This window comes from Hippea maritima DSM 10411, from assembly GCF_000194135.1.
GTDB classification, from domain to species: domain Bacteria; phylum Campylobacterota_A; class Desulfurellia; order Desulfurellales; family Hippeaceae; genus Hippea; species Hippea maritima.
Window position 1 is genome coordinate 1,249,569 of the sequence record NC_015318.1, and the last position, 12,776, is coordinate 1,262,344.

Annotated in this window: 14 protein-coding genes; 9 read left to right on the forward strand and 5 right to left on the reverse strand. The window is 40.0% G+C overall.

The genetic code is table 11. The features are described from left to right. Positions 1-8: 8 nt before the first annotated feature. Genes HIPMA_RS06510 through HIPMA_RS06530 form a run of 5 tightly spaced genes read left to right on the forward strand, consistent with a single transcriptional unit; the run spans position 9 to position 5,419 of the window. Positions 9-1,535, forward strand: coding sequence for an ABC transporter substrate-binding protein (locus HIPMA_RS06510; protein WP_013682251.1), 1,527 nt, complete (start codon positions 9-11; stop codon positions 1,533-1,535). 47 nt (positions 1,536-1,582) lie between these two features. After that, positions 1,583-2,587, forward strand: a complete 1,005-nt coding sequence (locus HIPMA_RS06515; RefSeq protein WP_013682252.1) for an ABC transporter permease — start codon at positions 1,583-1,585, stop codon at positions 2,585-2,587. A 4-nt stretch (positions 2,588-2,591) separates the two neighbouring features. Continuing rightward, positions 2,592-3,473: an ABC transporter permease gene (locus tag HIPMA_RS06520; RefSeq protein WP_013682253.1), complete on the forward strand. Its 882-nt coding sequence runs from the start codon at positions 2,592-2,594 to the stop codon at positions 3,471-3,473. Continuing rightward, positions 3,474-4,433 carry an ABC transporter ATP-binding protein gene (locus HIPMA_RS06525; RefSeq protein ID WP_013682254.1) on the forward strand — a complete coding sequence of 320 codons (960 nt, stop codon included), beginning with the start codon at positions 3,474-3,476 and terminating at the stop codon, positions 4,431-4,433. It begins immediately after the preceding gene. After that, the gene (locus HIPMA_RS06530; protein ID WP_013682255.1) at positions 4,430-5,419 is read left to right on the forward strand and encodes an ABC transporter ATP-binding protein; all 990 of its coding nucleotides are present in this window, start codon (positions 4,430-4,432) and stop codon (positions 5,417-5,419) included. The genes HIPMA_RS06525 and HIPMA_RS06530 overlap by 4 nt, the downstream gene beginning before the upstream one ends. Before the next feature lie 106 nt (positions 5,420-5,525). On the opposite strand, the gene rpsT is transcribed toward HIPMA_RS06530, so the two are convergent. After that, the gene (rpsT, locus tag HIPMA_RS06535) at positions 5,526-5,810 is read right to left on the reverse strand and encodes a 30S ribosomal protein S20 (protein WP_013682256.1); all 285 of its coding nucleotides are present in this window, start codon (positions 5,808-5,810) and stop codon (positions 5,526-5,528) included. A gap of 139 nt (positions 5,811-5,949) precedes the next feature. Here rpsT and HIPMA_RS06540 point away from each other — a divergent pair, with 139 nt between their 5' ends. The 4 genes from HIPMA_RS06540 (at position 5,950) to groL (ending at position 9,396) form a co-directional block, all read left to right on the forward strand. After that, positions 5,950-6,186 carry a hypothetical protein gene (locus HIPMA_RS06540; RefSeq protein WP_013681235.1) on the forward strand — a complete coding sequence of 79 codons (237 nt, stop codon included), beginning with the start codon at positions 5,950-5,952 and terminating at the stop codon, positions 6,184-6,186. Next, positions 6,179-7,315 (forward strand): IS481 family transposase, encoded by a 1,137-nt coding sequence (locus HIPMA_RS06545; protein ID WP_013682257.1) that lies wholly within the window; start codon positions 6,179-6,181, stop codon positions 7,313-7,315. The genes HIPMA_RS06540 and HIPMA_RS06545 overlap by 8 nt, the downstream gene beginning before the upstream one ends. A gap of 148 nt (positions 7,316-7,463) precedes the next feature. Continuing rightward, on the forward strand, positions 7,464-7,730 hold the full coding sequence (locus tag HIPMA_RS06550) for a co-chaperone GroES (RefSeq protein WP_013682258.1): 267 nt from the start codon (positions 7,464-7,466) through the stop codon (positions 7,728-7,730). Between the two features lie 25 nt (positions 7,731-7,755). Beyond that, entirely contained in the window at positions 7,756-9,396 is a 1,641-nt protein-coding gene (gene groL, locus HIPMA_RS06555) for a chaperonin GroEL (protein ID WP_013682259.1), read from the forward strand. Positions 9,397-9,456: 60 nt separating this feature from the next. Here groL and HIPMA_RS06560 read toward each other — a convergent pair whose 3' ends face one another. From HIPMA_RS06560 to HIPMA_RS06575, 4 genes are all read right to left on the reverse strand, one after another. Continuing rightward, a complete protein-coding gene (locus HIPMA_RS06560) occupies positions 9,457-10,086 on the reverse strand; it encodes an MBL fold metallo-hydrolase (protein ID WP_013682260.1) in 630 nt (209 codons plus the stop codon). A gap of 75 nt (positions 10,087-10,161) precedes the next feature. Then, on the reverse strand, positions 10,162-10,446 hold the full coding sequence (locus tag HIPMA_RS06565) for a ferredoxin family protein (RefSeq protein WP_013682261.1): 285 nt from the start codon (positions 10,444-10,446) through the stop codon (positions 10,162-10,164). After that, positions 10,443-11,744, reverse strand: a complete 1,302-nt coding sequence (locus HIPMA_RS06570; protein ID WP_013682262.1) for an FAD-dependent oxidoreductase — start codon at positions 11,742-11,744, stop codon at positions 10,443-10,445. The genes HIPMA_RS06565 and HIPMA_RS06570 overlap by 4 nt, the downstream gene beginning before the upstream one ends. A 12-nt stretch (positions 11,745-11,756) precedes the next feature. Further along, complete coding sequence (locus HIPMA_RS06575; RefSeq protein ID WP_013682263.1) at positions 11,757-12,770, reverse strand: electron transfer flavoprotein subunit alpha/FixB family protein; 1,014 nt, start codon at positions 12,768-12,770, stop codon at positions 11,757-11,759. Positions 12,771-12,776: the final 6 nt, after the last annotated feature.

Sequence of the window (12,776 nt, forward strand, 5' to 3'; positions counted from 1 at the left end):
GGTTTGGTATGAAGCGCTTTTTTAAGCTCCTTCTGTTTTTGGTCATCACTTTAGGCATAAGCCTGCCTCAAGCTATGGCTATCTCACAAAAGGATTACATCATCATAGGTACAACAGACAAGGTCTCATCGTTAGACCCAGCCAAAGCATACGACTATCTATCAGACAACATACTACAAAACATCATGGAGGGCTTAGTCAAATATGTGCCAGGTACAGCCAAGATAGTGCCAGGATTGGCCCAGAGGTGGGCAATTTCAAAAGACGGTCTAACTTATACTTTTTGGCTTAAGAAAAATCTAAAATTTTCAAACGGCGATCCTATCAATGCACAGGCCTTCAAGTACTCAATTGAAAGGGTTATAAAACTAAAAGGAGAGCCATCATTTCTTCTATCAGACATAGTAAAAAATGTCGAGGTAGTAAATGACAGTCAATTCAGAATCCATCTCAAATATGCATTTGCACCATTTATAAATATTCTTGCATTTACCGTATCCTTCCCTGTGGACCCAAAAATCTACAAAAATGATGCGTTTTACAATGGACTTCCTATCTCAAGCGGGCCATATATGGTTAAAAAATGGGTTAGAGGCCAGCAGATAGAGTTGGTAAGAAACCCGCATTATCACGGTGATAAGGCAAAAACACCGATCGTATTGATTAAACTATACAGAAACGCAAACGCCTTATACATCGCACTCCTAAACAAAGAAATTGATGTTGCATACAGAACGCTCCTGCCTCAGCAGTTCAAACAGATAAAGAAAAACAAAAACTTCAAAACCATGATAGGCCCAAGCCCGTTTATCAGGGAAGTAGTGTTCAATGTAAAATACAAACCATTTGATAATCCAAAAATCAGAAAAGCCTTTGCATATGCCATAAACAGGACTCAGATTATAAACGATGTATTTAACGGCCAGGTTTCACCGCTTTACACACTTATTCCTGAAGGTATGTGGGGACACAAATCTGTAATGCCTCACTATAACCAGAAAAAGGCTATAGAAATACTCAAATCGTTGGGTTATTCTAAAGCAAACCCTCTAAAGATAACCCTATGGTATAGCCCAAGCCACTATGGCTCCACAGAGGCTGCCGTTGCTTTAACAATCAAGAACCAGCTTGAGGCAACAGGGCTTGTGAAATGCCAGCTTAAATCTGCAGAGTGGGCAACATACATAGACTATTGGACAAAGGGCGTTATGGGCATGTTCCTGCTTGGATGGTATCCAGACTACTTTGACCCAGACGATTATATGTGGCCGTTCTTGGCAACAAGCGCAAGCCCACAGATGGGTTGTTTCTATTCAAACAAGAAGGTTGACGAGCTCCTCTTAAAGGCAAGAAAATTAACAGACACCAAAGACAGGGCTAAGGTTTATGAGCAGGTTCAGGATATAATGGCACAGGATGCACCATACATTCCTCTATTCCAGGGTAAACAGAGGGTTGTTTTAAAACCCAATATCGAGGGTGTTTTACTTGACCCGCTGCAAATATTTAGATACTATCTCATCCGCAAAAAATAAAGGAGGGGGTAAAAGCCCTCCCCTTTGATTCTAAGGAGTTTTGCGTCGTGAAGTCTTACATTTTAACCAGGATAGGCTTATCCATCCCAATGATTCTAATCATACTAACCATCGTTTTCTTTGTTCTCAGAGTTTTACCAGGCAATCCTGTACTTGCCATGTTAGGACCCAAAGCGCCACCTGAGGTGGTCAAACAGATGGAACACAAAATGGGGCTTGATAAGCCTATTTTGGTTCAGTATGTCAATTATTTAAAAAACATAGCCCAGGGTAAATTCGGAGAGTCAACCGTTACGGGAATGCCCGTTATTAAAGAGCTTATGCAAAAGTTTCCGGCAACACTTGAGCTTACGATCTTTGCCATGATAGTGGCTGTTTTCATTGGTATATTTTACGGGACATACGCAGCATATAATCTAGGGAACCCCATAGATGTCTCGGCAAGAATATATTCAATTTTTGTCTATTCATTCCCTGTTTTCTGGTTTGGCCTTATGCTTCAGCTCGTTTTTGGAGTCTGGCTGCATTGGCTTCCTGTATCAGGGGAGGCAAGCCCGTTTATGACTCCGGATAAAACCTATACCGGTATGTATGTGATCGATGCAATCATAAACGGTCAGTGGGATGTCCTAAAGGATTCTATAAATCATCTTATCCTGCCATCAATAACCTTAGGTGTTGTTATATCGAGTATATTTGTCAGGATGGTTAGAGCCAATGTTGTTCTTACACTGTCGCAACAGTTCGTTGTGGCAGCAAGAGCAAGGGGTGTAAAGGAAAAAACCGTTCTTTTCAGGCACGCCTTAAAAAACGCCCTGCCTCCGATATTGACCATAATGGGATTACAGTTCGCCCTTCTCTTGGGAGGGGCTGTTTTAACAGAGGTCACATTCTCCTGGCCCGGCATCGGAAGCTATCTAGTATCAAGGATACATGCAAGGGATTTTCCCTCCATTCAAGGAACAATTGTATTTTTTGCCATATTCGTTGCCATCATCAGCATACTTGTTGATGTAATAAATGCCTGGATCAACCCACGTGTGAGGTATTAGTTAGATGATAGAAAACTCAAATCAGATGGTATCCTCAAGGATCTCTTCTTTTATAAAAAACCTTCTTGGCGATTCTTCCGGTATTATGGCCTTTGCAGGACTTACGATCCTTGTGATCTTCATACTGATGGCCATATTTGCCCCACTGATTGCACCCTATAGTCCAATAGAGCCTTCAGGCACACCGCTGTTAGCACCCAACATGCAACATCTAATGGGCACAGACAACATGGGGTATGATGTGTTCTCCCGCTTCATATACGGCTCAAGAATGGCTTTAATAATTGCATTTATCGCTACACTTATAGCCTCTGTTGTGGGCATACCATTGGGGCTTATTGCTGGCTATTCGGGTGGTGTATTGGATAGAACTCTTACAATGATAATGGACTCTGTTTATACATTTCCGGGTTTAATTTTGGCTATTGCAATAGCAGCGGTCTTAGGCCCAGGCATCATAAACATATCACTATCCATAGCCGTGGTCTATATACCGACATATTACAGGGTTATAAGGAGTCAGGTCGTAAGCGTAAAATCAGAACTCTATGTAGAAGGGGCATACTCCATCGGTGCAAAAACCTCAACAATAATATTCAAATACATATTACCCAATGTTTTACCCTCAATCATCGTTGTTCTGTCTATGAACATAGCCGATGCAATTATGACAGAGGCTGGATTGAGCTTTTTAGGTCTTGGCATAACACCGCCAACGCCGGATTGGGGGTATGATCTGGCAAACGGCCAACAGTTCCTCATATCAAACGACTGGTGGATGAGCTTCTTTCCAGGTATCGCAATTATCTTGATTGTCTTAGGCTTTAGCATGTTTGCAGAAGGTCTAAATGAGTACTTCAACCCCAACATAGGAGAAAAAAGATAAATGGCTTTAGTGGAAATCAAAGATTTAAGGATAGAATATCAAACAAGAAGCGGCAATCTAAGCGCCGTTGCAGGCCTAAATTTAAACATAAACGAGCAGGAGAGTTTGGGTATAGTGGGCGAATCTGGGTGTGGAAAGTCAACACTTGGTACGGCCATTATGAAGCTATCTCCACAAAATGCCAAACTAACAGGCCAGATAATCTTTGAAGGTAAAGATATACTAAAGCTAAAATCAGAAGATGTAAGAAAAATTAGGGGCAAGGATATTTCAATGATATTTCAAGACCCCATGACAAGCCTGAATCCGATTATGCGCATAAGAGACCACTTCTTTGAGCTGTTTAAAGTCCATTACCCAAAAATGACCAAAGAAGAAATGATAAAAATCGCGAGTGAAGCTTTGCTTTCTGTGGGTGTTGACCCATCAAGGCTTGATAACTATCCGTTTGAATTTTCAGGTGGTATGAGACAGAGGGTCATGATAGCAATAGCCATCTGTTTAAAACCCAAGCTTTTAATAGCCGATGAGCCAACAACCTCTTTAGATGTTGTTGTTCAAGAGCAAATTATGCAGGTTCTAAAGAACTTAAAAAAAACAAAAAACATGTCCATAATGCTTATAACCCATGATATGGGTATAGTAGCGGAATTGGCAGAAAAAGTGGCTGTAATGTATGCTGGGTGGATGGTTGAATACTCAACTGTTTTAGAGCTTTACAACAAACCCCTACACCCCTACACACAACTCTTGCTTGAGTCCATCCCTAATGTAAAGATAGACGATATGGAGTTAAAACATATACCGGGGAGCTTACCCGACCTAAAGAATCCACCCAAAGGCTGCAGGTTTCACCCACGATGCCCGTTTGCCAAAGATATATGCAAAAAAGAAGAACCACCTACTGTAGAAATAGAAAACAGAAAAGTAAAATGCTGGTTATACGGTGATAAAACATGAATAAAACACTTCTAAAGATTGAAAACCTAAGAAAGGAATTTAAGCTTAAACGCCCATGGCTTGAGGCTTTGTTTAAAAAAGAAACACCGACTGTTAAGGCCGTTGACGATGTCTCATTTGAAATCAAAAGGGGTGAAACGCTCGGTATAGTAGGAGAATCGGGCAGTGGCAAAACAACAATGGGGCGCTCTATTTTGAGGCTTATTGAACCAACATCGGGAAAGATAATATTTGACGGTTATGACCTTTTAGGGTTATCCAAAAACAACCTAAGAAAAGCAAGAAAAGACTTCCAAATAATATTTCAAGACCCTATGGCAAGCCTAAATCCATATATGAAAATAGGAAAGATAGTATCCCATCCACTTGAGATCCACAACATTGGCTCAAAGACAGAACAGAAAGAGAGGGTTCTTTCAATCTTTGAAAAGGTTAACTTAATTCCAGCCAAAGAATTCTTTAACAGATATCCAAAACAGCTATCTGGAGGCCAAAGGCAAAGGGTTGTTATAGCAAGGGCATTAATCACAAATCCAAAGTTTATCGTGGCAGATGAGCCCACAGCTATGCTGGATGTTTCTGTAAGGTCTCAAATATTAAAGCTTATGATAGATATAAAAGAGGAGTTTGGACTAACCTATCTGTTTATCACGCATGATCTGGCAAGCGCCAAATACATATGCGACAGAATCGGCGTTATGTATCTGGGTAAAATCGTTGAGATGGCAAATACATACGATCTATTTACCAATCCACTTCATCCCTACACCCAGATACTCATGAGCGCTGTACCCATACCGGATCCCAATATAAAGAGAAAGAAACTTATGCCGAAGGGTGAGATACCCTCTGCAACAAAGATTCCGAAGGGCTGCAGATTCCATCCAAGATGCCCGTTTGCCAAAGACATATGCAAAGAACAAGAGCCTAAACTAAAGGATGTCGGCGGCAGATTTGTTGCATGTCATTTAATCGATGAAAGCTAACAATCAAACAAAAACAACACTTTCCTGCCTTCTTATTGTTCTAAAACTTATAAATTAAAAACTTAAAAAGCCAAAGGGAAGATTTACCCCTTGGCTTGCTTTACTTTTATGATGCCTGAGCTTGCTTAAATTTTCTGTGAGCTTTTTGATAGAGATTAGAGATTAGCCTTGAGGCTTTGTTTTTGTGTATTATGCCTTTGGAGCAGATTTTTCTTATTACCTTTTCTGCTTCTTTGAGTTGAGCCTCGACTGTCTCTTTATCGCTCTCTGCCTCTATAAGCATTCTACTCTTTTTAAGGATGTTCTTAAGCCTTGTTCTATAGGCTTTATTTCTCATATATCTTTTTTTATTCTGCCTTACCCTTTTAATGGCTGACTTGTGGTTCGCCACTTGTACCCCTCCTTCTCTTTTTCTCAAAATGGCTTAGAATTCTTACCATAAAGATTTTTTAAAGTCAATTTTTTAATTCATACATATACCAGATAGGTCCAAACATACTTACCACCTAAAGCAAATAGAGGTAATATCTATGTCTGAGAATGAGAATGATAGAAAAGAGAGTGGAGGCACCAACATGGAAGTGAAGAGAATAAGAAAGATAGTAGGGGCAGAAAACCTGAAAGTAGGTTTTCTGCCCGTTAAATCTTTCTCTTTCTCAAGGGCTGATGCAGCCCACATCCTCTTTTGCATATTCAAATCACTGGATTTGAATATAATAGGAAGACCCATAAAACTCCTAAAGGGATGGAGGCTGCATCATGGATAGTATATACCACACTTTGAGAAAATCAAACCCTGCAAGTGCAAGAATTTTGGTCAGAAAGGTTTTAGAGAAAAACAACGGCAATGTCTCAAAAACAGCAAGAATACTTGGCATATCAAGGGCTACAGTGAGAAGGGCAAGGGATGGAGAACTAAATGACTTATCAAGAAGACCAAAGAACATAAGAAAAAAGATAGACTGTTCTCTTGAAAAACTCATTGTTGAAGAGGCAAAAAGCACAGGGTACAGATACAGGCTTCTAAGCTATTACCTAAAGAACAAATACTCCATAGAGATAAGCGAAAACACAATAAAGAAGGTTTTAAAGAGAAACAGGGTGAGGAAAAAGAAAATAAGGACTCTAAACAAAAACAGAAGGCATCTTTATGATTATGAACACCTGACGCCCTTTAGCCACCTTCAGATAGACACAAAACACATACTGTATGAAACATCTCTACCAAAGAGCGTGTATAGACACATAGAGAAATACGACCTGCCAAAATATGAATGGAACGCAATAGATGTAAAAACGAGAATGAGATTTACAGCTTACTCCCATACTCTTTCTGCATCCTTTGGATTTGCTTTTATCCTTTTTGTCGTACTGTGGTTAAAGCTGCACAATGTAAGGGGAAAAATAAACATAAGGTTGGACAACGGTTCTGAATTTGCATCCTCAAGCAGAAGAAAATTGGATGAATACAACGAATTCTTTTCAAAACTGAATGTAGAGTTAAAACCCATACCACCAGGTGCAAAACACCTCCAGGCTATAGTTGAAAACTCACACAGAAAAGACGATGAATCATTTTTCTCCATTCATCCAGAAAGGTGCAGGAATGACGCTGAGTTCTTGCTCAAAGCTCAACAATGGCAGGATACATGGAATACAGCAAGGCCTCACTATGGCATAGACATGAACGGCCTAACGCCTTTTGAGAAACTGAAATCAACAAAAGCTATGATATCTGAAAACATAGTAAGGTTTCCAACCTTACTACTGGAAGATATCATAAGGGTAGCAGGCTACCCTTATGAATGGTTGAGTAAGTTTGTGAACCTGTATATATTTAGTAGAGGTGGTAAGTATGTGTGGACCACTTACCATCAAGTTTGGATAATGATTTAGATTTCAATGAATATTTCAGTTTATTTTTATTTATTTCTATATAAATGCATTTATTTTGTTTTATTTCAACTTGAAAAAAGCAAAAAAAGGAGTATTGTTAGCACTCGAGAGTGATGAGTGCTAACAAAAAATAAAAGGAGGTGGGAAAATGGCAACATTAAAACCCCTGATGGACAGAATCCTGGTAGAACCAGAGGATCTGGAGCAGAAAACTGAAAGTGGAATCATCATTCCTGACACAGCAAAAGAGAAGCCACAGCAGGGTAAGGTTGTTGAGGTTGGAGAGGATGTTGAGACTGTAAAAAAGGGTGATGTTATCGTATTTGAGAAATACGCTGGAAATGAAATCAAGCTGGATGACAAGAAGTATGTAATTCTCAAAGAAGACGAAGTATTGGCAAAATTCGTTGACTAAAAAATTGGAAGGGAGGTGAGAAGAAATGACAGCAAAAATCTTAGAGTTTGGTGATAGCGCAAGAGAAGCAATAATGAAAGGTGTTAATAAGCTCGCCGATGCAGTAGCCGTTACAATGGGCCCGAGGGGTAGAAATGTAGTAATAGACAGAAGATTTGGAAGCCCCACAATAACAAAAGACGGTGTTACTGTTGCAAGAGAGATCGAGCTTAAAGACCCATATGAGAACATGGGTGCACAACTTGTTAAAGAGGTTGCATCCAAGACAAGCGATGTAGCAGGTGACGGAACAACAACGGCTACAGTATTGGCAAGGGCTATATACAGAGAAGGACTAAGAAACGTAACAGCTGGTGCTAATCCTATAGAGATCAAAAGAGGAATTGATAAGGCTGTTGAGAAGGTGGTTGAGGAACTAAAGAAAATCTCCAAAGAGGTTACAGAGAAAAAGCAGATCGCGGAAGTCGGAACAATCTCCGCAAACAATGACAAAGAGATCGGTGAGATAATAGCCGAGGCAATGGATAAGGTTGGCAAAAACGGAGTTATAACCGTTGAAGAAGCTAAAGGTACTGAGACAACATTAGAGCTTGTTGAGGGTATGAGGTTTGACAGAGGTTATTTGTCTCCATACTTCGTAACAAACCCCGACAAGATGATCGCAGAGCTTGAGAATGCATTCATCGTAATCACAGATAAGAAGGTAAGCTCAATGCAGGAGTTCTTACCACTTGTAGAGAAAATCGCAAAAACAGGAAGACCATTCCTGGTAATAGCCGAAGAGGTTGAAGGTGAGGCTTTGGCAACATTGGTAGTCAACAAATTAAGAGGAACATTGCAGTGTTGTGCAGTTAAAGCCCCTGGTTTTGGCGACAGAAGGAAAGAGATGCTCAGGGATATAGCAATCCTTACGGGTGGTCAGGTAATAAGCGAAGAGACTGGCATGAAGTTCGACAATGTTGACTTAGATGTTCTTGGAAGAGCTAAGAAGATAATCGTTGATAAAGAAAACACAACAATCGTTGATGGATTCGGCTCCAAAGAGGATATAGAGGCAAGAATTAAACAAATCGACGCCCAGATTGAACAATCCACAAGCGAATACGACAAAGAGAAGCTAAGAGAGAGAAAGGCAAAATTGGCTGGTGGAGTTGCCATAATAAAAGTAGGTGCTGCAACAGAGACAGAGATGAAAGAGAAAAAAGCCAGGGTTGAAGATGCCCTCAATGCTACAAAAGCAGCTGTTGAAGAGGGTATAGTACCTGGTGGTGGAACAGCACTTCTAAGATGCCAAGCAGCATTGAACGACATAAAAGGCGAAAATGACGATCAAGATATCGGAATTAAGATAATTAAGAAGGTACTCGAAGAACCGGCAAAAGTAATAGCAAGCAATGCAGGATTTGAAGGTTCCATTATAATTAACAAGATAAGAGAGAACAACGATGTCTCCTACGGATTCGATGCAAGGAATGGTGAGTTCGTTAACATGTTCGAAAAAGGCATAATAGACCCAACAAAGGTTGAAAGAACTGCAATTCAGAACGCATCTTCTGTTGCAGGCTTAATGCTAACAACAGAAACACTCATCACAGATGATCCAAAAGAGAGGGAGAAGGAAGATAGGGCTATGGCTGGCGCTGCTGGTGGCGCTGGTATGTATTAAGACCCCGCCTCCTCCAAGCGATAAACCAACCCACCTAAGGGAAAACCTTGGGTGGGTTTTTTATTTATAGTCTATATAAGGATTAAGCTTTCTTTCATGCTCTATTGTTGTAGGTTCACCATGTCCGGGATAGACCAAAACATCGTCTGGAAGCTTTATTAGTCGTTTTAGGCTATCCAATAAATCATTTTTGCTACCTGAAGGAAAATCCCATCTTCCAACAGATTCAAAAAACAGCGTATCTCCACTAAAAAGCCACTTTTTATTTTTCTCATAAAAACAAACAGAACCGGGTGTGTGTCCTGGCGTATGCAAAACTTCAAAACTCAACGAACCAACATCAACAATATCCCCATCTTTTAATAAAATATCCGGCTCTGGAGATGGTTCTTGATCTTTTAATAAAAAGATCTTAGCATCGATATGGGCTTTTTTAAGCAATGATAAATCGTTTTCATGAATCGCAAGCTTTATGTTATATCTCTTTTTCAAGAAGGCGTTAGCACCAACATGGTCAAAATGATAGTGTGTATTTAGAATTATCGTTGGTGTAAGCGCATATTTTTCTATTACGCCTATTATCTTTTCAGGCTCATCCCCTGGGTCTATAATCGTACACTCTTTGGAAGACTCATCAAAAACAAGATAGCAGTTCTCCTCCAACTCTCCTACAACAACTTTCACAACCATATCAATCTCCGTAAAATAAAAAAGCCCCCTACTCTTTCGAATAGGAGGCTTAGATTCATTTTTACGTTTCAGATCTTATCCAAATTTATAGGCAACGCCAAATCCACCCCTTGGAAACTTCCATGTTATATAATCACAGGATATCATACATGTTCCACATTCTACACAGGCATCGTAGTTGATGTTTATTTTCTGCTCAGCTTCATCCCAGGTGTAAACGCTTGCAGGACAAACGTATGTACACTGCTTCTTTTCGCAGGTCTTGCAAACCTCAGGATCAGATATACCTAAGTGACTATACTCATGATCAACGTTATATCCAACAAGATAAAGCTTATCTTCAATTCTTAATTTCTTCATCTTAATTTCCTCCAGATAGTATACAAGTCTTTAGCAAGGTTGATATAACCAAACCTCTGTTTGAGTTCATCTTTAATCTTTCTAAACTTATCTGGTTTTGGAGTACCATCAACGTTGTAAATTTCTGTCATTGCATCAATGATGAACTGCGGATAGTCAGTTAGAAGATATCTCTTCTCCTCAAGCAACTCTGGCAAGTTTCTGTAATATTTGAGATCCTTCAACACATACATCTCTTCAAGCTTATCCTGATATCTTGAGAGCATTTTTTCAGAGAAATCACCTGCTTCTTTTGCCTCAAGATATGTCTTAGCTGCTGCCTTACCACTCTCTATTGCAAGGTTTGAGCCTTCTCTATGAACAGAATCTACAAGCATTGCAGCATCACCAGCCACCATAAATCCGTCTGTATAAAGTTTCGGAACGGCAAAATATCCACCCTCAGGAATCATATGAGCAAGATACTCTTTTGTCTCTCCACCCTCGATCAAAGGCAATACTGATGGATGAGCCTTGACCTTTTCAAGTAAATCATTTGGGTTCATGCGGTGTTCAATCAAATCCTTGATGATAGCGCCAACACCGATGGATACAGATGTCTTGTTTGTATAAATCCAGGCCATAGCCTCGATACCTTCAAAGAATGGGCCAGTAAGTTCTATTGTTACACCCTCATCCGGGTTTGTTACACCGAATCTGTCATTAACCTCTTTCTCTGAAAGACCTATGATCTCCTTTGTGGCAACAGCAACCTTCTCAGGGGTTATTTTCTTTCTCAAACCCAAAGATTTAGCTAAGAAAGACTGAACACCGTCTGCGGCAATTACACAATCTGCATACAGATCACCCTCAGGTCTATCTGTCCTAACACCGACTACCTTGCCATTCTCAACAATAGGCTCTGTAACAACCGTTTCATTGATTAATAAGGCACCAGCATCAACAACCTGCTTAGAGAACCACTTATCAAAGTGAGCCCTAAATACACTAAAACAGTTATAAGGCTCCTGATTCCATTTCTGATTCCTGATACCAGAGCCGAAATGAGCAGCCTCATCAAGAAGCCACATTCTTTGTTCTATAATATGCCTCTCAAGAGGAGCCTCTTTGTAGAATTCAGGTATCAAATCATCCATGGGTTTCCTGTAAAGGATTCCACCCATGACATTCTTAGCACCAGGGAATTTGCCCCTTTCTATTATTATTGTATCAACGCCAGCCTTTGCCAATACATAACCTGCAGCCAAACCCGCAGGACCAGCACCGACTATAATTACATCAAAATCTTTTTTTCCCATTTTGCTCTCCTTTTAAGCCTTTCCTAATTTTTCCTTAAACATTTTCGTCATCTTAGGAAGAACCTCTAAGACATCACCAACGATACCGTATGTGGCTAACTCAAAAATAGGAGCCTCTGGATCTTTATTGATGGCTATTATAACATCGGAAGATTTCATTCCAGCAACATGCTGTATAGCACCGGAGATTCCGCAGGCTATGTAGATCTTTGGATGGACGGTTTGACCTGTCTGGCCAACCTGTCTTGTTTGGGGAGCCCAACCTGCTTGGACAGCTTTTCTGCTGGCAGCCCAGGTGCCACCAAGAACATCAGCTAGCTCTTGAACAAACTTCATATTTTCCTTTGAGCCCATACCAAATCCACCGGAGACGATTATATCGTAGAATCCTAAGTTTACCTTCTCTCCTTCTTCTATTATCTTTTCAAGAATCTTTTTAGTGTATTTAGCCTTGTCAAATTCAAATTTTTCCTTTATTACTTCTCCCTTAACTGGCTCTTCAATTGCCTTATAAACACCTGGTCTTGATGTTGACATCTGAGGCCTGTTGTCGGGGCAGAAAATTGTAGCCATTAGATTTCCACCAAAGGTAGGCCTTGTCATCAAGAGATTCTTGGTTTTTGGATCTATATCTAAAGCTGTGGTATCAGCTGTAAGTCCTGTCTGAAGAACTGTAGCTATTGTTCCTGCCAAATCTCTTCCCAATGTTGTAGCACCAATTAGAACTACTTCTGGTTTATATTTCTCTATCAAATAGACAATAGAATCCCTATAAGGTTCTGTCATATAGTCTTTTAATATTGGATCCTCAATAATGAAGAATTTTTTAGCACCGTATTTAAATACCTCATCTTTAAACTGTTCAACTTTATCACCTACGGTAAATGCATGAACTTCACAATCCAAATCCTTTGCAAGCTCTCTGGCCTTTGTTAAAAGCTCGAAGGATACCCTTGCTACCTCACCATTCTCATGCTCAACAAAAACCCATATATGCTTATATTTACTAATATCATGTTTTATCATTTTCTC